Source organism: Sphingomonas sp. CFBP8993, assembly GCF_034044895.1.
Classification (GTDB): Bacteria; Pseudomonadota; Alphaproteobacteria; order Sphingomonadales; family Sphingomonadaceae; genus Sphingomonas.
Map to the genome: position 1 here is coordinate 95,504 of NZ_JAXCWU010000006.1, position 21,950 is coordinate 117,453.

The window sequence follows — 21,950 nt, forward strand, 5'->3', positions numbered from 1 at the left end:
GGACTTTCAGTTGGCCAGACGGTCGATCATCGGCTGGGTGATCAGGCAGATGCCCTTGTCGGTACGGCGGAACCGATGGCCGTCGAGCACGGGGTCTTCGCCCACCACCAGCCCGTCGGGAATCCTGACGCCGCGATCGAGGATCACCCGCCGCAACTGCGCGCCGCGGCCGATATGGCAGAAGGGCAGGACGACCGCCTCGTGGAGCGACGCAAAGCTGTGCGTGCGCACGCCGGTCGACAGCAGCGAGCGGTTGATCGACGATCCCGACACGATGCAGTCGCCCGCGATCAGGCTGGCCACCGCCGACCCGCGCCGTCCCTCGACGTCATGGACGAACTTGGCGGGCGGCGTGATCTCGGCATAGGTCCATAGCGGCCAGCTACGGTCGTAGAGGTCGAGCTGCGGCACCACGTCGGTCAGGTCGAGGCTGGCCTCCCAATAGGCATCGACGGTGCCGACATCGCGCCAATAGGCACCCGGTTCGTCGTCCGAGCGGACGCAGGAGGCGGAGAAGCGATGCGCCTGCGCTTTGCCATGCTCGACCAGATAGGGGATGATGTCCTTGCCGAAGTCACGGGCGGAACCGGGCGTGGCGGCGTCGCGGCGCAGCTGTTCGAACAGGAAGGCGGTTCGGAAGACATAGATGCCCAGCGACGCGAGCGACACGCCCGGATTGCCGGGGATGGAGGGCGGATCGGCGGGTTTCTCGACAAAATCGACGATGCGGTCGGTCTCGTCGACATGCATGACGCCGAACGCGCTGGCTTCCTCGCGCGACACTTCCAGACAGGCGACGGTGACGTCGGCACCACTGTCGACATGCTGCTGGAGCATCAGTTCATAGTCCATCTTGTAGACGTGATCGCCTGCCAGGATGACCATGAATTCGGGCGCATAGCTTTCGATGATGTCGATATTCTGGAACACCGCGTCGGCGGTGCCCTCATACCATTGGAATTCGCTGATCCGCTGGCTGGCGGGCAGGATGTCGAAGCTCTCGTTGCGTTCGTCGCGCAGGAAGTTCCAGCCGCGCTGGAGGTGGCGGATCAGCGAGTGCGCCTTGTACTGGGTCGCCACGCCGATGCGGCGGATGCCCGAGTTGATCGCGTTGGACAGGGCGAAGTCGATGATCCGCGCCTTGCCGCCGAAATAGACGGCGGGCTTGGCGCGGGTATCGGTCAGTTCCATCAGGCGACTGCCACGGCCGCCCGCCAGCACATAGGCCATGGCATCGCGCGCCAGCGGTTGTCCGCGCCTCAGGTCCATCGTCCGTCTCCCATCCGTCTGTCAGTGTCGCAACGCGCAGGCAAGGCGTTGGTATTTTCGTAAAAGTGCGAAGTCGGGTCAGCCGTCGAAGCGCAGGATGACGGTGGCCAGCGGCGGCAGCGTCACCCAGGCCGCACCGTCGACCGCATCCACCCCGCCCATATTGCCCAGGCCCGATCCCCAATATTGGGCTGCGTCCGAGTTCAGCACCTCGGTCCAGCGGCCGTCCTGCGGCAGCGGCAGGCGATAGGGCGCGCGGGCGACCGGGGTCATGTTGACGATGACCGCCACCGGATTCTCGCCGGGTGCCTTGCGCAGCCAGGCGAAGACCGAATGCGCGCTGTCGTCGGCGACCAGCCATTCGAAGCCTTCACGCTCGCAATCGCGGGCATGGAGGGCGGGCGTGTCGCGGTAAAGGTGGTTCAGGTCGCGGACCAGCGAGCGGACGCCCTCATGCGCATGGCTGCACCGCAGATGCCAGTCGAGCGCGCGATCCTCCGACCATTCCTCGCGCTGGGCGAATTCCTGGCCCATGAACAGCAGCTTCTTGCCCGGATAGGCCCACATGAAGGCATAATAGGCGCGCAGATTGGCGAATTTCTGCCAGTCGTCGCCCGCCATCTTGGTCAGCAGGCTACCCTTGCCGTGCACCACCTCGTCATGGCTGAGCGGCAGGACGAAATTCTCGTCGAAGGCGTAATGCAGGCCGAACAGGATCTCGCCATGGTGGTGCCGCCGATGCACCGGCTCGCGCGCCATGTACTGGAGCGTGTCGTGCATGAAGCCCATGTTCCACTTGAACCCGAAGCCCAAGCCACCGTCATGCGCGGGGGCGGAGACGCCGGGCCAGGCGGTGGATTCCTCCGCCACGGTGAAGACGCCGGGATGCTGGCCATAAACCTGGCGGTTGACCTGGCGGAGGAACTCGACCGCTTCCCAATTCTCGCGCCCGCCCTGTTCGTTGGGCACCCACTCGCCGTCCTTGCGGCTGTAATCGCGGTAGAGCATCGAGGCGACGGCATCCACGCGCAGGCCGTCGATATGATAACGCTCGGGCCAGAACAGCGCGTTGTTGACCAGAAAGCTCGAAACCTCGCGCCGCCCGAAATTGTAGATGGCGGTGTTCCAGTCGGGGTGGAAACCCTGGCGCGGGTCCTCATGCTCGTAGAGCGCGGTGCCGTCGAAATGCGACAGGCCATGCGCGTCGGTGGGGAAGTGGGCAGGGACCCAGTCGAGGATCACGCCCACCCCGGCGCGGTGCGCCCCGTCGACGAAGCGCGAAAACCCCTCGACATCACCGAAGCGCGCGGACGGCGCATACAGGCCGGTCGTCTGATAGCCCCAGCTCGGGTCGTATGGATGTTCGGAGATGGGCAGGAATTCGATATGGGTAAAGCCCATCTCGACGACATAGGGGATCAGCCGGTCGGCCAGCGCATCCCAGCTGAGATACCAGCCATTCTCGTCGCGGTCCCACGACCCGGCATGAACCTCGTAGATGCTGATCGGCACGCGACGGGGATCGATCTTCGCCCAATGCTCGCGGTGCGACGCGTCCTTCCAGACATGGGCGGGCGGCGCGGTGGTGATCGAGGCGGTCTTGGGGCGCAGCTCGGCGGCGAAGGCGAAGGGGTCGGCCTTCATCGGCTGTTCGGACCCGTGCGGGCCGGTGATCGCGAACTTGTATGCGCGCCCCTCACCGATATCGGGGATGAAGATTTCCCACACCCCGACATCCAGGCGGCAGCGCATGACGTGGCGGCCGGGATTCCAGTCGTTGAAGTCGCCGACCACGGCCACCCGCTCGGCATTGGGGGCCCAGACGGCGAAGTGCACGCCCGCCACGCCCTGATGCTCGATCAGGTGCGCACCCATCTTGTCATAGAGGCGGAAGTGATTGCCTTCGCCCATCAGGAAATCGTCGAGGGGCCCGAGCACGGGGCCGAAGCTGTAGGGATCGGTGATCCACCATTCCGCCCCCGACCCGCGCGCATGATATTTGACCGGCTGGACCGGACCGTCGACCGCCCCCTCGAACAGGCCGCGTGCGTCGACACTCTCCAGGTCGCCCAGCGACTTGCCGGACAGGTCGAAGACGGTGACCGTCTCCGCCCCCGGCACCAGCGCCCGCAGGAACGTGCCGCCCGGCCCCTCATGAGGTCCCAGCAACGCGAAGGGATCGGCGTTGCGGCCCTCGACCAGGGCGTCCAGAGCGGCACGGGGTGGCTTCACATCACGTTCCAGATTTCCTCGGCATATTGCCGAATGGTGCGATCGGAGGAGAACCATCCGACTTTCGCGACATTGTGGATGGCCGAGGTCGCCCAGCCCGCCTGGTCCTGCCAGCGGGTGTCGACCTGGCGCTGCGCGGCGGCATAGGCATCGAAATCGGCCGCGACCATGAACCAGTCGCCGTCATACAGCCCGCCCATGAGGGCCGCATAACGACCGGGATCGTCGGGCGAGAACACGCCCGAGGCGATGGCGGACACGGCCTGGCGCAGTTCCGGGCTGCCCTCGATCACGTCGCGCGGGTTGTAGCCGTCGCGGCGCTTGGCGGCGACCTCGTCTGCGGTCAGGCCGAAGATGACGATATGATCGTCGCCGACATGCTCCTTGATCTCGACATTGGCGCCGTCGAGCGTACCGATGGTCAGTGCGCCGTTCAGCGCGAACTTCATGTTGCCGGTGCCCGACGCCTCCATGCCCGCGGTCGAGATCTGTTCGGACAGATCGGCGGCGGGGATGATCTTCTCGGCCAGGCTGACATTATAGTTCGGAATGAACCCGACCTTCAGCAGATGGCCGACACTGGGGTCGGAGTTGACGCGGCGGGCGACATCATTGGCCAGTTTGATGACCAGCTTGGCGTTATGATAGCTTGATGCGGCCTTGCCGGCGAACAGCTTGACGCGCGGCGTCCAGTCGCGTTCGGGATGGCTGCGGATCTGATCGTAAAGCGCCACGGTCTCGATGATGTTGAGCAGCTGGCGCTTATATTCGTGGATACGCTTGATCTGGACGTCGAACAACGCATCGGGGTCTACCCGAAGTCCCGTCGATTCCCGAAGGTAATTTGCCAGCCCCACCTTGTTGGAACGTTTGATGCTGAGAAAGCGTTCCCGGAAATTCGCGTCCTGCGCAAAATCCGTGAGCGCTATCAGCTTTTCCGCGTCATCCTCGAAACCTGGCCCGATCGTCTCGCGGATCAGCGCGGTCAGCTGTGGATTGCATTGCTGCAACCAGCGGCGCGGCGTAATGCCGTTGGTCTTGTTGTTGATCCGCGTGGGATAGAGGCGGTGAAGGTCGGCAAACACCGTCTTCTTCATCAATTCGGTATGCAGCGCGGCCACGCCGTTGACGCTGTGGCTGCCCGCAAAGGCCAGGTTCGCCATGCGCACCCGCCGCTCGCCGCTCTCGTCGATCAGGCTGATCGCGGCGATGGCGCGGTCGTCCATCCCCTCGACGGCGCGCGCCTCGCGCAGCAGCTTGGCGTTGATCGCATAGATCAGCTGCATGTGACGCGGCAGCAACCGTTCGAACAGGTGGAGCGGCCAGCTTTCCAGCGCCTCGGGCAGCAGCGTGTGATTGGTATAGCCGAAGGTCCGGCGGGTGATGTCCCACGCCTGGTCGAAACCGAGATCGTGGTGATCGACCAGCAGACGCATCAGCTCGGCGACCGAGACGGCGGGGTGGGTGTCGTTCAGCTGGATCGCCGCCTTGTCGGCCAGCGTCCGGATATCGTGGAAATACTGGATATGCCGCCGGACGATGTCCTGGAGCGAGGCGGAGGAGAAGAAATATTCCTGACGCAGCCGCAATTCCTGGCCCGCGGGCGAACTGTCGGAGGGGTAGAGGACGCGGACCAGCGTCTCGGCCGCCATCTGTCCGGCCAGTGCGCCGGTATAGTCGCCCGCGTTGAACCGATCGAGCTGGATGGGGTCGATCGCCTGCGCGGTCCACAGGCGCAGCGTGTTGACCCGCTTGCCACGCCAGCCGACGACGGGGGTATCGACCGCCACCGCCTCGACCGCCTCGGCGGGTTTCCAGTGGACCGCGCCCGTCTCCGTCCCGATCACCTCGCCGCCGAAGCCGACGAAATAGGCGCTCTCACGACGCTCGAACTCCCAGGGATTGCCGTGGCTGAGCCAGGTTTCGGGCAGTTCGACCTGCCAGCCATCGTCGATCCGCTGGCGGAACATGCCGTTCACATAACGAATGCCATAGCCATAGGCGGGCAGGTCGAGGCTGGCGAGGCTCTCCATGAAACACGCCGCCAGTCGCCCGAGGCCACCATTGCCCAGCGCGGCATCGGGTTCGATCTCCTCCAGTTCGGCAAGATCGACGCCCAGGCTCTGGAGCGCGCCCGCCACCTGCGCCATCACGCCCATGTTGGACAGCGCGTCGCGCAGCAGGCGGCCGATCAGGAACTCCAGGCTGAGATAGTAAACTCGCTTGGCCCCCGCCGCATGGGCTTCGCGGGTGGAGGCCATCCACCGCTCGATAATGTCGTTGCGGACGGTCAGGATGGTGGCGGCCAGCCAGTCGTGGCGACGGGCATTGGCGGCATCCTTGCCGATCCGGTGCACCAGCGTATCGACAATGGCATCGGCCAGCGGCCCGGTGTCGTCGACGTGCAAAGTGGTGATGGTGGTCGTCATTGATTCGGGCGTCCCTGTCGGTCCAGTCCCGCCCAGCTTAGCCGCGCGAAGGATGAAGTCACGCGGCATTCCTTCGCATATGCGAGAAAGGATCAGCCCGTCGCCAGACCCCATAACAGGGTCAGGTTCAGCCCGATAATCACGGCCGCGATGATCCAGGCCAGGACCCGCAGCCAAGCCGGACTGGCAAAGGGGCCCATGATCGTCTTGCTGGCGGTGAAGCGGACCAGCGGCACCACCGCGAAGGGCAGTTGCAGACTGAGGATCACCTGGCTGAGCACCAGAAGCTTCGTCGCGCCCGCCTGACCGCTGGCGCCGACGACCAGCACGGCGGGAACGATCGCCAGCCCGCGCGTGATCAGCCGCCGCAGCCAGGGGGCGAGGCGCAGGTCGAGGAAGCCCTCCATCACGATCTGACCGGCCAGCGTCCCCGTCACGGTCGAATTCTGGCCCGAGGCGAGCAGCGCCACGCCGAACACCACGCTGGCCGCGCCCGCGCCCAGCATCGGGGCGAGCAGCCGGTATGCCTGGTCGATCTCGGCCACGTCGGTACGCCCGGCGACGTGGAAGGTGGCGGCGGCGACGATCAGGATCGCGGCGTTGATGAAGAAGGCGAAGAACAGCGCCACCGTGCTGTCGATCGTCGCCATCTTGATCGCGTCGCGCTTGCCCTCGGTGGTCAGGCCGAAGGCGCGGGTCTGCACCACCGAGGAATGGAGATAGAGATTGTGCGGCATCACCGTCGCGCCGAGGATGCCGATCGCGATGTAGAGCATCGCCGGGTCGGTCACGATCCGCGTCGTGGGGATGAAGCCCGCCATGACCGCCCCGGCATCGGGGCGCGAGGCGATCAGTTCATAGAGGAAACAGCCGCCGATGATCAGCAGGAGGGCGATGATGAACGCTTCGATCTTGCGGAACCCGTAACGCTGGAGCGCAAGGATCAGGAAGACGTCGAACCCGGTGATCAGCACGCCCCAGACCAGCGGCAGGTCGAACAGCAGTTGCAACGCGATGGCGGTGCCCAGCACCTCGGCCAGGTCGCAGGCGATGATCGCGATCTCGCAGAGCAGCCACAGGATGCGCGAAACCGGCTTGGAATAGGCGGCGCGACACGCCTGCGCCAGGTCCAGCCCGGCGGCGATGCCCAGCCGCGCCGACAGCGCCTGCAGGATCATCGCCATGATGTTGGACAGCAGGATGACCGACAGCAGCGCATAGCCATAGGCGGAGCCGCCCGCGATGTCGGTCGCCCAGTTGCCGGGGTCCATATAGCCGACCGCGACCAGATAGCCGGGTCCGGCAAAGGCGAACAATCGCCGCAGGAAGGACGCACCCTCCGGAATGGCGATCGAACGATGGCTTTCGGCAAGCGAGCGGGTGGCGGGCGTGGCTACGGTCATCGGCCTTTGATGTGACGGAGTTTGCGAAACGCGACAACCCGGCAAAGCGTTGCGGCGTGCCCCAATTCCTCCCCTTGCAGGAAAGGATTTACAGGGACGACCCTACCACCGCGCACGCCAGCGCCATCAGCAGCCCGGCAAACCGGTTCGACCGGAACCGGTGCAGCGCGCCCGCACCGTCATCCGGCTGCAACGTCACCACCTGCCAGCCCAGATGCAGCGCCACTGGCAGCAGCGCCGCGACCGCCAACGGATCGGGTCGCACCAGCCAGATCGCCCCCGCCCAGCACAGCAGCGCCACCGCATAGAATGCGCCGACGCCCGGCTTCACATGGGTCCCCATGCGCAGCGCCGAGGATCGCACGCCGATCATCGCATCGTCCTCGCGGTCCTGCAGCGCATAGATGGTGTCGTATCCGATCACCCAGGCGATCGACCCGGCATAGAGCAGCCACAGCGGCGTCGAGAGTTCCCCCGCCACCTCGGCCCAGCCGACCAAGGCAGCCCAGCTGAACACCATGCCCAGCCAGGCCTGTGGCCACCAGGTGATCCGCTTCATGAAGGGATAGGCGGCAACCGGCGCCAGGCTGGCGAGCGCCACGATCGCCGCCAGCGTATGCAACTGGACCAGCACGACCAGCCCGATCAGGCAGAGGGCGACCAGCCAGATCGCCGCCAGCTTGACCGAGACCAGTCCCGACGGGATCGGCCGCGCCCGTGTCCGTGCGACGCGCGCGTCCAGGTCGCGGTCGATGATGTCGTTGAATACGCACCCCGCGCCCCGCATCGCGATCGAGCCGAGCAGGAACCACAGCACCAGTGGCCAGCGATCGGGCAGCCCGCCCGCCAGCGCGATCGCCCAGACGCCGGGCCAGAACAGCAGCCACCAGCCGATCGGCCGGTCGAGCCGTGCCAGCAGGGCCAGACCGCGCAAACGGGGCGGCAGCCGCCCGACCAGCCCCTTATGCTCGCTATCGGGTACGATCTCGACGGGAATGGGCTCGCTGGTCATGGCTTCCGGCCTATGGGGACGCCCCGTGGCGCGCAAGTACGTTCGCGGCTATCGTCGCGCCCGTGTCCTCGCGCCCCAGCCTCGTCCCATGATCGGCCTGTCGGTTGCGGTCGGCCGTTTCGTCGAGGCGCTGTTCTGGGCGATCCTGCGCGTCGCCGGGATGATCGGCGGGGCGGTGCTGGTCGCCATGCTGGCGCTGGCGTTCGCCTGGTGGCTGATCCGGCGGCGGCGCTAGGCCGGGTCGGCGTTCATTGCTCCCCTGCAAGGGAAGGATTTTGGGGCTCGACGATCGCTCCTATGCCGCCAGTGTCGCCAGCTGCGACCGGAGAACTTCCAGGTTATGCCGTGCCAGATGGCTGCCGCGACCCGGGACGCTGCCCTCCAGGTCGGGGCGCTCGCCGATGACGAGGCAGCGCTCCCAGGCGCCCTCGGCCAGCGGCAGCCAATGGTCGAGTGCGCGTTGCGGCTCGGCCGTGGCGGCTTTCAGGAACAGGTCACCCATCGCGAAATAGAAATCGGGCGATTTCTGCCAATGCGGCATTTCGCTTTCCGCAACCGTCAGCGCCGTCTGCAGATGCCCGGCATGGGCGAACATATGCAGCGCGTTGATGACCAGGTCGTGCCGCCAGTTCGCGTCCAGCGGGCTCGCGTCCAGCGCCTGCGCATAATAGTCGCAGGCGGACGGATGATCGCCCCGCATCTGCGCGTCCTTGCCGACCTGATAGAGCAGATACGCGTCGTCCGGCCGGTCGGCAAGATCGGCGAGCAGGAGCGGGTGGTAACGATCCTTCTTGCGCGCCAGCTGGGGGGCAAGATCGCCGTCATGCCCGATATCGAGCGCGATTCGCTGGCGGGGCAGGGGGGATATGAATTGTTCGCGCACGCGCCCTTCGTAATGGACGCCGCGCGGCACCAGCCGGGTGATCCAGCTACGCTGGACGGCCCCGGTCTCCGTTTCGTTATGGATGCAGGGACATCCCAGCAGGTCGGTCGCCGATTCGCACCAGGCGCGCAAGGATTCGCCGCCGGCGATGATCCACTCGTCGGCGTCGATCACCAGGTTCCAATCGGCATCGGCCAGTTGCAGCGCCTGGTTGCGCGCCTCGGCAAAGCTGTCGGGCCAGGGCAGATGATGCACCTCGGCCCCCAGTTCCCGCGCGATTCCGACCGTATCGTCGGTCGACCCGGTATCGAGCACGACCATCCGGTCGACCCACGGCGCGACGCTGTTCAGGCAGCGCGCGATGCAGCGCTCTTCGTTACGGACGATCAGCACGGCGGCGATCTCGATGGCATTGCGTGTCACGCGCGCGACTTTCACCTGTGAGGGGCCAGCGCTGGATACGATGGCCCCTCGCGTTAGAGCGCATGATGGTTATGAAAGTCTGAACGCGCGCACTATTTTGCCAGTCGTCCATCCTCCAGCGCCGCCATTTCGAACGGAAAGAGGATGTCCGGGTCGGGCGCCTTCACGTCGTCGGCGATGTCGGACGGGGCGATGCGGTGCAGGACATGGCGCATGATCGCGATGCGGGCATCCTTCTTGTCGTCGGCGCGCACGACATGCCACGGCGCGAAGGGGGTGTGGGTGCGGGTCAGCATCGTGTCGCGCGCCGCCGAATAATCGGCCCATTTCGCCTGCGCGACCTTGTCCATGTCGGACACCTTCAGCGCCTTCAACGGATCGGTCCGCCTGGCCTCCAGCCGCTCGCCCTGTTCCTTTTTCGAGATGTCTAGCCACAGCTTGACCAGCCGAATGCCGCTTTCGACCAGCATCCGCTCGAAATCTGGGGCGTCGCGCAGGAAGGCTTCCTGCTCGGCCCCGGTCGAGAAGCCCATGACCACCTCGACGCCCGCGCGGTTGTACCAGCTGCGGTTGAAGATCACGATCTCGCCCGCGGCGGGCAGATGGGTTGCGTAACGCTGGAAATACCATTGCGTGCGTTCGCGGTCGGACGGCTTGGGAAGCGCGACGACGCGAGTCGCGCGGACCGACAGATGCTCGGTGATCCGCTTGATCGTGCCGTCCTTGCCCGCCCCGTCGCGGCCCTCGAGCACGATGACGACGCGCTCTTCGGAACCTGCCATCGCCATCTGTGTGCGGACCAGCGCCAGTTGCAGCGCCTCCAACTCCTCGTGATAATGTTTCGCCATCGTTACCTCCTTGGCCGGAGGAACGCCCGAAATCGCAAAAGTGGCAAGCGGCGCGCGACCCGTGTAAGCGAAGGCCCATGCCCGCTACCCCCGCCTGGCCGCCGCAATCCACGCCCCGCCTGTTCGTCGACCAGCCGCTGGCCGAAGGGCCGATCCGCATCGATGGAGCGGCTGCGCACTATCTCGTCTCGGTGATGCGCACCAAGGTCGGCGATCCGGTCAAGCTGTTCGACGATCGCACCGGCGAATGGCTGGGCGTCGCGGCATCGGTCGACAAGCGGGACCTGACGCTCGACGTGACCGAGCTGTTGCGCGCGCGCGAAGCGGTGCCCGATCTGTGGCTGTGCGCCGCACCCCTCAAGAAGGGCCGGGTCGACTGGCTGGCGGAAAAGGCGTGCGAGCTGGGTGTCGCGCGCCTGGTGCCGGTCGTCACCCGCCGCACCGTGGTCGACAAACCCAACACCGAACGCCTCCGCGCGCACATGATCGAGGCGGCCGAACAATGCGGCCGTACCGCGCTGCCGGAGGTGGCCGAGCCGGTGAAGCTGGCGGCGGCCTTGCGCGACTGGCCGACGGAGCGCGCGCTGTTCTTCGCCGACGAAACCGGCGGCGCGCCCGCGCTTGAGGCGATGCGTGCCCACAAGGGCCCGGCGGCGATCCTGATCGGCCCCGAGGGCGGCTTCGATACCGAGGAGCGCGAGGCGATCCGCGCGCACCCGTCCGCCATCGGCATCGGCCTGGGCCCGCGCATCCTGCGCGCCGACACGGCGGCGGCGGCGGCGGTGTCGCTGTGGATGGCGGCGGCGGGCGATTGGCATTGATTCACCCTATGGCGCGAGCGCCCGCGCCCGCGTAAGGCGCGGTTCATGAGCACCAAGACCGCGAACACTGCCAAGGGCGCCATCATCGAATCACGCGACCAGTTGGTCGCCAGCTTTGCGCGCGGCGAAAAACCCAGCGATCGCTGGCGGATAGGCACCGAGCACGAGAAGTTCGTCTATGCGCTGGGCGACCATCACGCGCCGTCCTACGACGAAGCCTCTGGCATCCGTGCATTGTTGGGCGAGTTGGAGCCCTATGGCTGGGAGCCGGTGATCGAGGGCGGCAACGTCATCGCGCTGACCGGTGCCGACGGTTCGGTCAGCCTGGAGCCCGCGGGCCAGTTCGAACTGTCGGGCGCGCCGCTCGACAATCTGCACCAGACCTGTGCCGAGACGGGGCGTCACCTGACCCAGGTAAAGGCCGCGGGCGACACGCTGGGCCTGGGCTTCCTGGGCCTGGGCATGTGGCCGGACAAGACCCGCGCCGAGCTGCCGATCATGCCCAAGGGCCGCTATGCGATCATGCTGCGCCATATGCCGCGCGTCGGCTCGCTGGGCCTCGACATGATGCTGCGGACCTCGACCATCCAGGTGAACCTGGATTACGCGTCCGAGGCGGACATGGTGAAGAAGTTCCGCGTCGGCCTGGCGCTCCAGCCGCTGGCGACCGCGCTGTTCGCCAACTCGCCCTTTACCGAGGGCAAGCCCAACGGGATGCTGTCCTTCCGCAGCCATATCTGGTCGGATACCGACCCCGCGCGCACCGGCATGTTGCCCTTCGTGTTCGAGGACGGCTTCGGCTATGAGCGGTACGCCGACTATGCGCTCGATGTGCCGATGTACTTCGTCTATCGCGACGGCAAGTATATCGACGCGGCGGGCCTGTCGTTCCGCGACTTCCTGAAGGGCGAACTGTCGGTCCTGCCGGGCGAACTGCCGACGATCGACGACTGGAACGACCATCTGTCGACCGCCTTCCCCGAGGTGCGGCTCAAGACCTTCCTGGAGATGCGCGGCGCCGATGGCGGCCCGTGGAACCGCATCTGTGCGCTGCCCGCGCTCTGGGTCGGGCTGCTGTATGAGAATGGCGCGCTGGATGCGGCGTGGGACCTGGTCAAGAACTGGTCGCTGGCCGATCGGCAGGCGTTGCGCGACGCGGTGCCCGAACTGGCGCTGGATGCGCCGTTGCCGGGCGGCGGGCGGCTTCACGACATTGCCGGCGAAGTGCTGGACATCGCCCATGCGGGGCTCGCGGCGCGGGCGCGGGTGAACGGGGCTGGGGATAACGAGACCGGCTTCCTCGATCCGCTGCGCGAGATCGTCCGCTCGGGCAAGGTGCCCGCGCAGGTGCTGCTCGACCGCTATCATGGCGAGTGGGGCGGCGATATCTCGCGGGTTTACGGCGAGGCAAGCTTCTGAAGTCTTCGCGTGGCCTTCGACTCCGCTCAGCCTGAGCGACGTCGAAGGCCAAGGGATTATCCCCGCCCAAGAACCCACCGGACGAATCGCGGCACCAGTCCGTATCGCGCCATCCAGTCGTAATATTCTCGGTATCCCGGATCGGCCGAGAGGTGCCGCTCCTCCGTCCGCGCCCGCCAGTAATAAATCCCGCTGACCACCCCCAGCAGCAGCGTGCTGCGCGCGGCATCCACCCAGGTCCCCGTCGACAGGATCGGGATGGTCGCGATCCACCAGAACAGGTTCTTCGACAGATAGGCGGGATGCCGCGACACCGCATAGGGCCCGTGGGTCAGGATACCCCGGTGGGTCAGGTTGGAAAAGCGGATGCCGAACGCCACCGTCGACCAGGCATAGATGGCGGTGAGCAGCACCAGCACCGCCCCGATCGCGGCCAGGATGATCGGATGCCCCGCGAACCAGTAACTCCACTCGGCTGTCCCCGGCCGGTAGTTGAGCGGGCCGTTGTCACCCATCAGGATCGTCGGCGGATAGCAGATCAGCGCCGCCGCCCAGCCCGCCGCATAGGGGTTGGCCGACCGGATATGCGCATCGAGCGGCCGCATCGTCAGCATGTATCCGATCGTCGCAAAGGCCACGTCGATCAGGAACATCAGCGTGATCAGCCAGTTGGCCAGCGCCACCGGATCGCGCAGCACGACGGACAGGTCGCCACGCACGAACATCGCGAACCCGCCCGGCACCACACCCAGCATGAAGGGCAGGAAGAACGCCTTGACGGCCCAGGACCGCAGATGCGCAAAGATCGCTTGCCGATCGACGCCGGGCTGCCCGGTCAGCCACGCGCCCAGCATCCACGCGCCGTCCTTCGGCTCGACCAGCCGCCGGTCGAGCCAGATCACATAGGGGATCGACAGCAGGAACAGCACCGGGGCGATCCAGCCCAGGCACCACATTGCAAAGGCGAAGATGCCCTGCCAATAGAAACGCCCGGTCGCGAAGATCAGCGCGATCCCGGCAAAGGTCGCCCAATATCCGGCCAGCTTCGTCAGGCTGATGTCCAGCGTCTCGCGCAAGGGGCGGGGATGGGCCCAATCGATCCCGGTCGAATCATGGCGGTGAACCCGGTCGACAAGGATCGACCACAGCAGCATCGGCACGCCCGCGCACAACAGATGGACGAGCGAAGCATAGGGGCCGTCGAGATGCCGCCACCGCGCAAAGGCGATCCAGCCCAATGATCCGATGATCCCGACCAGCCCGACGCCGTGGCTCACGGCGGAGGCGGGGCGCGGCGGGCGAACGGGCGGGGAGAGAGGAACGGCCATGGAATAGGGGGCCTTAGCGTATTTCGGTAAGCAAGGCGTTAGGCGGCCTCACAATCCTCCCCGGCACGGGGAGGGGGACCAGCGAAGCTGGTGGAGGGGGCGTGCTGTGTAGAAGCCCCCCCTCCGTCAGGGCTCGTGCCCTGCCACCTCCCCGTACCGGGAAGGATCGAGGTTCACTCCGTCTCCGCAGCCAGCACCTGCGCGATTTCCTCGACGGTGATCCCGAATGCCGCGGCGAGGCCGCCGAGCGACGCGCCGCGCTTGGCCAGTTCGCGGATCCGCTCCTCGTCGACCAGCGTCGCATAGCCGCGCGTGTCCCGCTGTTCGCGCACCACGTCCTTGCGGCCCGAGGTCCGGTGGCGCTTGGCGGCGGCGGCATGGGGGTCTTTCGCGGCGGCGGCGGTTTCGGCCTCGCGCCGGGCAGTGCGCTCGGCCTCGCGTGCCGCGATGTCACGCTCGCGATTGGCCGCGCGCGCCTCCAGCCGGTTGGCCATCAGCGCCTCGCGTTCGCCGGCCCGCGCCTCGCGCGCCCGTGCGCGGGCGGCGGCGCGTTCCTCCAGCGTGTCGTTCGTGCGGACCCGCAAACCACCCCTGGCGGGCGTCACGCCCCAACTGTCATCGACCATGTTCGCCTTCCCCGCCAATGCAAAGGCGGCTGTCTATAGCGGCGATGCCGGGCACGGCCAGTGCGATTGCCATGGAGATCGACGGGAAAATTGATCGCGCCGGTCAGGCAACCTGCGGACATTCTGCTGGTTATCAACCCGGATGATAGAAGACGCGAGGACAGGATGAACCCGATGCTAGACCCCGACCTGATCGAGTATATGGACGATCAGACCTTGTTGGCGGCCTATGCCATGGCGACCGGCGCGGTCGATCGCGACGATATCGCCGCGATCAGCGGCGAACTGGCCCGCCGCAACCTGATGCCGCCGCCGCCCATGTCGGGCCTGGCCGGACGGTTCGACATGCGTCCCGCCAGCCTGGGGGCCTGACCTGCGCCGCCACGGGCCTATTGGCGGATATACCGGAAATACCACACTTCATGCCCCTGACGCCGGGCCTTGCGTTCGTAGCGCGTCTCGGGCCAGTCGGCCGGGCGGGTCAGGAAATCCTGTGGGGTGCGCGCCTGCCAGGTGAAATCCTCTCGCCCGTTCATGATCATCATCGACCAATGGCAATAGGTCGGGTCGTCGGTGCCCAGCCGGAATTCGCCGCCGCTCTTCAGCTTGCGCGCGATCGTGTCGAGCGGGCCGTGGTTCATCATCCGCCGCTTGGCGTGGCGGGCCTTGGGCCAGGGATCGGGATGGAGCAGATAGACGCGGGTCAGGCTGGCATCGGGCAGCCGTTCGATCACCTCCAGCGCGTCGCCCATGTGCAGGCGGACATTGGTCAGCTCGCGGTCACGGATATGGCCTAGCGCACCGACCACGCCGTTCAGGAACGGCTCGCACCCGATAAAGCCGGTGCCCGGCGCGGCTTCGGCCTGCCCGGCCAGATGTTCGCCCGCGCCGAAGCCGATCTCGACCTGAAGCGGGCGATCGTCGCCGAACAGGCGCATGGCGTCGAGCGGACCGTCCTCCGGCACGCTGAGGCCCGGCAGCATGTCCTCGACCAAGGCGGCCTGGCCCTGGCGCAGCTTGTGGCCCTGTCGCCGACCATAGAGGCGGCGGATCGTCGTCGGATCGTTCATCGCCGGGCCCTTAGCGCGGGTCGTGGAGGGAGCCAAGGGTGAGGCCGCTCGTTGCCCCGGACAGTATGGACAACGAAACTCCCCCCACGGCCGGCAAGGCGCAAAAGGCGCCCGATGCCAAGGATCTCCACCGCGCAGTTCGCGAGGCGGGGGAAAGCGAGCTCGACCGGCCCGCAGGCGCGCTGTTCTGGTCGGGCCTGGCGGCGGGGCTTGCCATCCATGGCTCGCTGATCGCCGAGGGGGCCCTGCATGCGCGACTGCCCGAGGCGCCGTGGCGCGAGCTGGTGGCCGCGCTCGGCTATCCGATCGGCTTTCTGGTCGTGATCCTGGGGCGGATGCAGTTGTTCACCGAAAGCACCATCACCGCGATGCTGCCGCTGGTGACCCGGCCGTCGACCTGGGCGCTCGGGCGGACATTGCGACTCTGGGGCATCGTGCTGCTCGCCAACCTGATCGGCACCGCCCTGGCGGCGGGCATGGTCGCCGCCGGTGTGCTGGGCAACGCCGAGATTCGCGAGGCGATGGTCGCGGTGTCGGCGGGTATCCTGGAACTGGACGGGTGGGGCACCTTCATCAACGCGATCCCGGCCGGGTTCCTGATCGCGGTGGTCGCCTGGATCCTGCCCAACGGCCGCAACCAGGCCTTCTGGATCATCCTGGCGATCACCTATGTCATCGCGATTGCCGGGTTCAGCCATTCGGTGGTCGGCGCGGACGAGGCGTTCCTGCTGCTGTTCACCGGCCAGGTTTCGGTCATGCGCGCAGTGTTCGGGCTGATGGTCCCGGCGATCCTGGGCAATCTGGTCGGCGGCGCGGGGCTGTTCACGCTCCTCGCCCATGGCCAGGTGCAGGGCGAGGCGGGGGAATAGAGGCTCAAGGCTGCTTGAACAAGGTGATGTCTCGGCCGCGCACCTGCCAGACCCGCTTGTCGGGCGTCAGGACGAAGATGGGTGCCAAGACGCTGTAGGACGCAAAGACGTGAATTTCCGTCGGCACCGGATCGAGCAGATGGTTCACGACGAGTCCTGTAACCCGCTCGTTCTTCGACCGGTCGGGCAGCGCGAGGTTCATGCAACTGGTGTTGAACGTCCGCGTGTTCACGATGCGGCCGCTGGGCGCGATCGCGATGCGGTAGTTGCCACCGATCATATAATGGGTGTTCGCCACCTGTGCTGACAGCAAATAGACGGTGACCGGTCCGTTATCGACCGAAGGCAGGACGACCGTGTTGAACGGCGCGGCGGTGCAGGGACGATAACCTTTCGCCGCAGCCTCATCCCTGGCGATGTCGCGGGCGCGGGCCAGGATCATCTGGGTCGGCGTCAGCGGCACCGGCTGAGGCAGGATTTCGTGGCGGACCACCTTCCCGCCGCGCACATCGGCGACGAAAAAGGCCTGCGCGCTCGCGGCATTGCCCCTGTAATAGGTCGCACGTAGCGTTTCGCGGTCGATCGGTTCGATGACATAGCCGCCAAGACCGCCCAACTGGTCCCTCGGCATAACCTCCAACAGCGAGTCGGTGCTGACCCAGGCGGCCTTGTCGAAGGCGTAGATCATCACGCCATAAAGGGCGGCGTCGGACAGGCGCTTCTGTTCGGACCGCTGGTCCTGCGGTGCGGTGGCCACCTGGCCGGTCATCGTCAACAGCGCGGCGGCACCGATCGCCCACATCATCCGTCTCCCCCCTTCGAGGTGACGGAAGGCTGACGGGCGGCGTCCGATAGGGCAACCCCCGGGACCAAAGAAAAACGCCCGCGCGGGGGATATCCCCGCACGGGCGTCTCATACCTTACCGAAGGGGCAGGATCAGGCGACGGCGGCCTTGATCTGCTCGACCAGGTCGGTCTTTTCCCAGGTGAACAGCGCGCCTTCGGCTTCGCGGCCGAAGTGACCATAAGCGGCGGTCTTCGAATAGATCGGCGCGTTCAACTTCAGATGTTCGCGAATGCCCTTGGGCGTCAGGCGAACGAGCTTGGGAAGTGCCGCTTCCAGCTTGGCTTCCTCGACGGTGCCGGTGCCGTGCAGGTCGACATAGACCGACAGCGGCTCGGCGACGCCGATCGCGTAGGACAGCTGGATGGTGCAGCGCTTGGCCAGGCCCGCCGCGACGACGTTCTTGGCGAGGTAGCGCGCGACATAGGCGGCCGAACGATCGACCTTGGTCGGGTCCTTGCCGCTGAACGCGCCGCCGCCATGCGGGGCCGCGCCGCCATAGGTGTCGACGATGATCTTGCGGCCGGTGAGCCCCGCGTCACCGTCCGGACCGCCGATTTCGAACAGGCCGGTCGGGTTGACATAGACGTGCTTGTCGTCGGGCAGCCAGCCCTCCGGCAGGATCTCGGTCAGCACCGACTTTACATAGTCGCGAAGCTTGGCCTGGCCCGCCTCGTTCGACAGCTCGGCGGAATGCTGGGTCGACACGACGATCGCGGTCGCGCGGACCGGCACGCCGTTCTCGTACTGCAGCGTGACCTGGCTCTTCGCGTCGGGCTCCAGGAAGGGGGCCGCGCCGGAGTGGCGGTCGGCCGCCATCTTTTCCAGGATCTTGTGGCTGTAGTAGAGGGTCGCGGGCATCAGGCCGGGCGTCTCGTCGGTCGCGTAACCGAACATGATGCCCTGGTCGCCGGCGCCTTCGTCCTTGTTGCCGCTCTCGTCCACGCCCATCGCGATGTGCGCCGACTGGGCATGCAGGTTGTTCGAGAAGTCGAAGGTCTGCCAGTGGAAGCCCGACTGCTCATAGCCGATCCGCTTGACGGTATCGCGCACGGTCTGCTCGATTTCCTCCAGCGCGCCTTCGGCCCACTGGTCGTTCTCGAACACGCCCTTGCAACGGATTTCACCCGCCAGCACGACCTTGTTGGTGGTGGTCAGGGTTTCGCACGCGATGCGCGCTTCCGAATCCTTGGACAGGAACAGGTCGACGATCGCGTCGCTGATCTGGTCTGCGACCTTGTCGGGGTGACCTTCGGAAACCGATTCCGAGGTAAAGATGTACGAGTTCCGCATTCCCGTCCTCATAAGGATATAAAGATAGCTTTATATCGGTCCTAGCGACCACGGCGGCGGAAGGCAACGCCGATCGCGGCCAGCGCGGCGGCGACGGCCAGCGCCATCATGTTGCCCAGGCGCGAAAAGACCGTGGGCGGCAGCGCAGCGGGCAGGGGGGCTTGCGCCGCGCCCGCCGTCTCGTGAGGCACGGTCGCGATCAGGCGCCCGTCGGCGGCGATGATCGCCGAGATGCCGGTGGGTGTGGCGCGGATGATTGGCAACCCCTCCTCGATCGCGCGCATCCTGGCCTGGGCCAGATGCTGCGGCGGGCCCCAGCGGCCGAACCACGCGTCGTTGGACGGATTGAAGATCAGGCGCGGGCGATGCGCCTCGTCCACCACCTGGCCGGAGAAGATGATCTCGTAGCAGAGCTGGACGCCGACCGGACCGAAGCCGGGGATGCGCAGCGAACGCGGGCCGGGACCGGGGGTGAAGTCCATGTCGCCGGGCACGAGGCGCGCCAGGCCCAGCGGCTTGAGCAGCCACGGCATGGGCAGATACTCGCCATAGGGCACCAGATGCGCCTTGTCGTAGCGGCCGCTGATCCGCCCATCGGCGGCGATCGCGAAGACGCTGTTGGTCGCGCTCGCCACCCGGTTGCGGTCGGGTGAAAAGATCAGCGCGGTGCCGCCGACCATCGCGGAATCGCGCGGGCCCAGCACATTCGCGATCTGGCGGCGGGTCCAGAAGGGCGGTGCATAGTTGAATCCCTGATACGCCCAGTCGGGATAGCCGTCCTCGATCATGTCGCGGACCACCCCTTCGGGCCAGACGACCAGCCGGGGACGGGGGCCGGGGCGTCCCGACAATTCGACCAGCCGCCGCAGCATCAGCGGACCATCGCTCTCGCCGCGCTGGTCCTGGCTGACATTGGGCTGGACCACGCGGACGAGCGGCGCGTCGGCGGCGGGCTCGGCCGCGCGCGTCAGAGGGGCGGACAGCGCGGCGAGGGCGGTTGCGGGGACCATGACCGCCGCCAGCTGCCAGTGTCGCCGCAGCGCCAGCCAGATCGCGCCCGCCAGCACGACGGTCAGACCCGACAGCGCATAGGTGCCGACGAACGCGCTTATCCGCGCCACGCCGATGACGGGCAGCCATGCGACCGACAGCGGGTCCCAGGCATAGCCGGTGAACAACCGCGCGCGTAGATATTCGGTCGCGATCCAGGCTGCGCCGAAGATCAGGACATAGGCCGAATCGGGCCGCTTTCCGCGCAACCGCCAGGCGACACCGGCCGCCGCCATCGGAAAGACGGCGAGGTACAAAGCCAGCCCCACTGCCGCGAAATAGCCCAGCACCGGCGGCATCTTGTCCTGGAAGTCGAAGGCGTGCTGGAACCAGTTGTTGTTGACGGTGAAATGCCCGACCCCGAACACCCAGCCGCGCCACATCGCACCCCGGATGGTGGTGGCATCCTGCACCAGCGCGAGAAGGACGATCAGCCCGAGCAGCAACAGCGGCCAGAGGTCGAGCGGGGCAAAGCCACAGGCGGCGACGGCACCGGCAAGCAGCGCGATCAGGGCAGGATAGCGGGTCACGCGCACGGCTATGGCGCGGGCCTGTGACAGGAGCAATGCGGGATGTGGGGTCGTGCCCCTCCACCACCCGGCTTTGTCGGGTGGTCCCCCTCCCCAAGCAGAGCTTGGGGAGGGGGACCATGCGCAGCATGGTGGAAGGGCTTTTCCCATCGGTAAGAGGTGGAAAAACCCGCCTCGCTACCCTAGCTTCCTCTCATGACCCTACGCCCCTTCCATCTCGCCTTCCCGGTCCATGACCTGGGTGCCGCCCGCCAATTCTATGGCGAGGTCCTGGGCTGCCCCGAGGGGCGGTCGAGCGACCACTGGATCGATTTCGACCTGTTCGGGCATCAGATCGTCGCCCATCTCGATCCCGCCGCCAAACCCGTCGCGGTCGAGAATGCGGTCGATGGCCATCAGGTGCCGGTGCCGCATTTCGGCGTCGTGCTGACCATGCCCGATTGGGAGGCGCTGGCCGCGCGGGTGGAGGCGGCGGGCGTGCCCTTCGGCATCGCGCCCTATGTCCGCTTCAAGGGGTTGCCCGGCGAGCAGGCGACGATGTTCTTCCGCGATCCCAGCGGCAACGCGCTGGAGTTCAAGGCCTTTGCCGACGACGCGATGCTTTTCGCCACGGAGACGACCGCATGAGCGCGCCCATTTCGCTCGATATCCCGCACCAGCTCGGCAAGGAGGGCGTGCGCCAGCGGCTGGACGGCGGCATCGGCAAGATCGGCCGGATGATCCCCGGCGGTGCCACGGTTGAGCATCGCTGGGACGGTGATACGATGCACTTCACCGTCGGTGCCATGGGCCAGTCGATCGGTGCGGAGGCGACCGTCTATGAGGACAAGGTGCACGCGGTGGTGAACCTGCCCGCCTTCCTGTCGCTCTTTTCCAGCCAGTTGGAAGCGGTGATCCGTTCGGAGGCACCAAAGCTGTTGAAATAGGCGCGCGTCGCGTGCCGGTGGGGGGAATCGAAGATATGGCGCTTCATACCTGGTGGCTGTTCGTCGGGGCCGTGTTCCTGCTCTCGGGTACACCCGGTCCGAACATGCTGCACATCATGACCCGCTCGGTCGATATGGGATTTCGCCGCAGCGTCGTTGCCATGGCCGGGTGCCTCAGCGCGGTCGTGATCGTCCTTGCCGCCTCGGCCGCGGGGCTTACGACGCTGCTGCTGGCGTTGCCCGGCGCGTTCGAGGTGATCCGCTATGCGGGCGTCGCCTATCTGCTGTTCCTGGGCATCAAGGCCTGGCGTTCAGACGTCGCCCCGGTCGATGTGGGGGACGGGGCGATCCCGGCCAGCCTGTCGCGCCGCGCCATCTTTCGCGGCGGCTTCCTGATCGGGATCAGCAATCCCAAATTGATCCTGTTCGCCGTCGCCTTCCTGCCGCAGTTCATCAATCCGGCGCATTCCCAGTCGCTGCAATTCGCGATCCTGGTCGGCACTTTCGCGGTGATCGAGGCATTCTGGTACGCCGTCTACGCACTGGGCGGCCGGTCGCTGTCTCGCTACCTAGGTAGGCCAAGCGTGAAGCGCGCGTTCAACCGGGTGACGGGCGCGATCTTCATGGGGTTCGGCTTGATGCTTTTGAAGGTGAAGCCCGCCTGATCGCGGCGGG

At 66.6% G+C, this 21,950-nt stretch carries 21 protein-coding genes; 8 read left to right on the forward strand and 13 right to left on the reverse strand.

Annotation, left to right across the window (positions count from 1 at the left end):
* Window positions 1-6 precede the first annotated feature (6 nt).
* The 5 genes from glgC to ubiA all read right to left on the reverse strand — a co-directional run bounded on the left by glgC (window position 7) and on the right by ubiA (window position 8,345).
* Window positions 7-1,269, reverse strand: coding sequence for a glucose-1-phosphate adenylyltransferase (gene glgC / locus SOM26_RS13550; RefSeq protein WP_320453259.1), 1,263 nt, complete (start codon window positions 1,267-1,269; stop codon window positions 7-9).
* Between the two features lie 78 nt (window positions 1,270-1,347).
* Window positions 1,348-3,501, reverse strand: coding sequence for a 1,4-alpha-glucan branching protein GlgB (glgB, locus tag SOM26_RS13555; RefSeq protein WP_320453260.1), 2,154 nt, complete (start codon window positions 3,499-3,501; stop codon window positions 1,348-1,350).
* Window positions 3,498-5,930: a glycogen/starch/alpha-glucan phosphorylase gene (locus SOM26_RS13560; RefSeq protein ID WP_320453261.1), complete on the reverse strand. Its 2,433-nt coding sequence runs from the start codon at window positions 5,928-5,930 to the stop codon at window positions 3,498-3,500. The genes glgB and SOM26_RS13560 overlap by 4 nt, the downstream gene beginning before the upstream one ends.
* A gap of 92 nt (window positions 5,931-6,022) precedes the next feature.
* Complete coding sequence (locus SOM26_RS13565) at window positions 6,023-7,333, reverse strand: Nramp family divalent metal transporter (protein ID WP_320453262.1); 1,311 nt, start codon at window positions 7,331-7,333, stop codon at window positions 6,023-6,025.
* 88 nt (window positions 7,334-7,421) lie between these two features.
* A complete protein-coding gene (gene ubiA / locus SOM26_RS13570) occupies window positions 7,422-8,345 on the reverse strand; it encodes a 4-hydroxybenzoate octaprenyltransferase (RefSeq protein ID WP_320453263.1) in 924 nt (307 codons plus the stop codon).
* Window positions 8,346-8,370: 25 nt separating this feature from the next.
* Between ubiA and SOM26_RS13575 the strand changes: the two genes are divergently transcribed.
* Window positions 8,371-8,580 carry a hypothetical protein gene (locus SOM26_RS13575; protein WP_320453264.1) on the forward strand — a complete coding sequence of 70 codons (210 nt, stop codon included), beginning with the start codon at window positions 8,371-8,373 and terminating at the stop codon, window positions 8,578-8,580.
* A gap of 60 nt (window positions 8,581-8,640) precedes the next feature.
* Here the strand turns inward: SOM26_RS13575 and SOM26_RS13580 are convergent, their stop codons facing one another.
* Both SOM26_RS13580 and ppk2 read right to left on the reverse strand, forming a co-directional pair.
* On the reverse strand, window positions 8,641-9,651 hold the full coding sequence (locus SOM26_RS13580) for a glycosyltransferase (RefSeq protein WP_320453265.1): 1,011 nt from the start codon (window positions 9,649-9,651) through the stop codon (window positions 8,641-8,643).
* Window positions 9,652-9,743: 92 nt separating this feature from the next.
* On the reverse strand, window positions 9,744-10,499 hold the full coding sequence (gene ppk2, locus SOM26_RS13585) for a polyphosphate kinase 2 (protein ID WP_320453266.1): 756 nt from the start codon (window positions 10,497-10,499) through the stop codon (window positions 9,744-9,746).
* A 77-nt stretch (window positions 10,500-10,576) separates the two neighbouring features.
* Between ppk2 and SOM26_RS13590 the strand changes: the two genes are divergently transcribed.
* Together SOM26_RS13590 and SOM26_RS13595 are read left to right on the forward strand one after the other, a co-directional pair.
* The gene (locus SOM26_RS13590; RefSeq protein ID WP_320453267.1) at window positions 10,577-11,320 is read left to right on the forward strand and encodes a 16S rRNA (uracil(1498)-N(3))-methyltransferase; all 744 of its coding nucleotides are present in this window, start codon (window positions 10,577-10,579) and stop codon (window positions 11,318-11,320) included.
* 45 nt (window positions 11,321-11,365) lie between these two features.
* On the forward strand, window positions 11,366-12,739 hold the full coding sequence (locus tag SOM26_RS13595) for a glutamate--cysteine ligase (protein WP_320453268.1): 1,374 nt from the start codon (window positions 11,366-11,368) through the stop codon (window positions 12,737-12,739).
* A gap of 56 nt (window positions 12,740-12,795) precedes the next feature.
* On the opposite strand, the gene SOM26_RS13600 is transcribed toward SOM26_RS13595, so the two are convergent.
* Window positions 12,796-14,067 (reverse strand): methyltransferase family protein, encoded by a 1,272-nt coding sequence (locus tag SOM26_RS13600; protein ID WP_320453269.1) that lies wholly within the window; start codon window positions 14,065-14,067, stop codon window positions 12,796-12,798.
* Window positions 14,068-14,240: 173 nt separating this feature from the next.
* Window positions 14,241-14,693, reverse strand: a complete 453-nt coding sequence (locus SOM26_RS13605; RefSeq protein ID WP_320453270.1) for a hypothetical protein — start codon at window positions 14,691-14,693, stop codon at window positions 14,241-14,243.
* Window positions 14,694-14,858: 165 nt separating this feature from the next.
* Between SOM26_RS13605 and SOM26_RS13610 the strand changes: the two genes are divergently transcribed.
* Window positions 14,859-15,065, forward strand: coding sequence for a hypothetical protein (locus SOM26_RS13610; RefSeq protein WP_320453271.1), 207 nt, complete (start codon window positions 14,859-14,861; stop codon window positions 15,063-15,065).
* 17 nt (window positions 15,066-15,082) lie between these two features.
* Here the strand turns inward: SOM26_RS13610 and trmB are convergent, their stop codons facing one another.
* Complete coding sequence (gene trmB / locus SOM26_RS13615; RefSeq protein WP_320453272.1) at window positions 15,083-15,763, reverse strand: tRNA (guanine(46)-N(7))-methyltransferase TrmB; 681 nt, start codon at window positions 15,761-15,763, stop codon at window positions 15,083-15,085.
* Window positions 15,764-15,828: 65 nt separating this feature from the next.
* Here trmB and SOM26_RS13620 point away from each other — a divergent pair, with 65 nt between their 5' ends.
* Window positions 15,829-16,632: a formate/nitrite transporter family protein gene (locus SOM26_RS13620; protein ID WP_320453273.1), complete on the forward strand. Its 804-nt coding sequence runs from the start codon at window positions 15,829-15,831 to the stop codon at window positions 16,630-16,632.
* A gap of 4 nt (window positions 16,633-16,636) precedes the next feature.
* Here the strand turns inward: SOM26_RS13620 and SOM26_RS13625 are convergent, their stop codons facing one another.
* The 3 genes from SOM26_RS13625 to lnt form a co-directional block, all read right to left on the reverse strand.
* Window positions 16,637-17,437, reverse strand: a complete 801-nt coding sequence (locus SOM26_RS13625; protein WP_320453274.1) for a hypothetical protein — start codon at window positions 17,435-17,437, stop codon at window positions 16,637-16,639.
* 132 nt (window positions 17,438-17,569) lie between these two features.
* Window positions 17,570-18,769, reverse strand: coding sequence for a methionine adenosyltransferase (metK, locus tag SOM26_RS13630; protein WP_320453275.1), 1,200 nt, complete (start codon window positions 18,767-18,769; stop codon window positions 17,570-17,572).
* 41 nt (window positions 18,770-18,810) lie between these two features.
* On the reverse strand, window positions 18,811-20,349 hold the full coding sequence (gene lnt / locus SOM26_RS13635; protein ID WP_320453276.1) for an apolipoprotein N-acyltransferase: 1,539 nt from the start codon (window positions 20,347-20,349) through the stop codon (window positions 18,811-18,813).
* A gap of 195 nt (window positions 20,350-20,544) precedes the next feature.
* Between lnt and SOM26_RS13640 the strand changes: the two genes are divergently transcribed.
* From SOM26_RS13640 to SOM26_RS13650, 3 genes are read left to right on the forward strand one after another with little or no spacing between them, the layout of a single operon-like run.
* Entirely contained in the window at window positions 20,545-20,976 is a 432-nt protein-coding gene (locus SOM26_RS13640; RefSeq protein WP_320453277.1) for a VOC family protein, read from the forward strand.
* Window positions 20,973-21,275 carry a polyhydroxyalkanoic acid system family protein gene (locus tag SOM26_RS13645; RefSeq protein ID WP_042489584.1) on the forward strand — a complete coding sequence of 101 codons (303 nt, stop codon included), beginning with the start codon at window positions 20,973-20,975 and terminating at the stop codon, window positions 21,273-21,275. Before SOM26_RS13640 ends, SOM26_RS13645 begins: the two co-directional genes overlap by 4 nt.
* Window positions 21,276-21,310: 35 nt before the next feature.
* On the forward strand, window positions 21,311-21,940 hold the full coding sequence (locus tag SOM26_RS13650; RefSeq protein WP_320453278.1) for a LysE family translocator: 630 nt from the start codon (window positions 21,311-21,313) through the stop codon (window positions 21,938-21,940).
* Window positions 21,941-21,950: the final 10 nt, after the last annotated feature.

What these genes read in the sequence shown, in the direction of transcription:
- glgC (WP_320453259.1), bottom strand. Translation starts at nt 1,269, where the DNA reads ATGGACCTGAGGCGCGGACAACCGCTGGCGCGCGATGCCATGGCCTAT.
- SOM26_RS13560 (WP_320453261.1), bottom strand. Translation starts at nt 5,930, where the DNA reads ATGACGACCACCATCACCACTTTGCACGTCGACGACACCGGGCCGCTG.
- SOM26_RS13565 (WP_320453262.1), bottom strand. Translation starts at nt 7,333, where the DNA reads ATGACCGTAGCCACGCCCGCCACCCGCTCGCTTGCCGAAAGCCATCGT.
- ubiA (WP_320453263.1), bottom strand. Translation starts at nt 8,345, where the DNA reads ATGACCAGCGAGCCCATTCCCGTCGAGATCGTACCCGATAGCGAGCAT.
- ppk2 (WP_320453266.1), bottom strand. Translation starts at nt 10,499, where the DNA reads ATGGCGAAACATTATCACGAGGAGTTGGAGGCGCTGCAACTGGCGCTG.
- SOM26_RS13590 (WP_320453267.1), top strand. Translation starts at nt 10,577, where the DNA reads ATGCCCGCTACCCCCGCCTGGCCGCCGCAATCCACGCCCCGCCTGTTC.
- SOM26_RS13595 (WP_320453268.1), top strand. Translation starts at nt 11,366, where the DNA reads ATGAGCACCAAGACCGCGAACACTGCCAAGGGCGCCATCATCGAATCA.
- SOM26_RS13600 (WP_320453269.1), bottom strand. Translation starts at nt 14,067, where the DNA reads ATGGCCGTTCCTCTCTCCCCGCCCGTTCGCCCGCCGCGCCCCGCCTCC.
- SOM26_RS13605 (WP_320453270.1), bottom strand. Translation starts at nt 14,693, where the DNA reads ATGGTCGATGACAGTTGGGGCGTGACGCCCGCCAGGGGTGGTTTGCGG.
- SOM26_RS13610 (WP_320453271.1), top strand. Translation starts at nt 14,859, where the DNA reads ATGAACCCGATGCTAGACCCCGACCTGATCGAGTATATGGACGATCAG.
- trmB (WP_320453272.1), bottom strand. Translation starts at nt 15,763, where the DNA reads ATGAACGATCCGACGACGATCCGCCGCCTCTATGGTCGGCGACAGGGC.
- SOM26_RS13620 (WP_320453273.1), top strand. Translation starts at nt 15,829, where the DNA reads ATGGACAACGAAACTCCCCCCACGGCCGGCAAGGCGCAAAAGGCGCCC.
- SOM26_RS13625 (WP_320453274.1), bottom strand. Translation starts at nt 17,437, where the DNA reads ATGATGTGGGCGATCGGTGCCGCCGCGCTGTTGACGATGACCGGCCAG.
- metK (WP_320453275.1), bottom strand. Translation starts at nt 18,769, where the DNA reads ATGCGGAACTCGTACATCTTTACCTCGGAATCGGTTTCCGAAGGTCAC.
- SOM26_RS13640 (WP_320453277.1), top strand. Translation starts at nt 20,545, where the DNA reads ATGACCCTACGCCCCTTCCATCTCGCCTTCCCGGTCCATGACCTGGGT.
- SOM26_RS13645 (WP_042489584.1), top strand. Translation starts at nt 20,973, where the DNA reads ATGAGCGCGCCCATTTCGCTCGATATCCCGCACCAGCTCGGCAAGGAG.
- SOM26_RS13650 (WP_320453278.1), top strand. Translation starts at nt 21,311, where the DNA reads ATGGCGCTTCATACCTGGTGGCTGTTCGTCGGGGCCGTGTTCCTGCTC.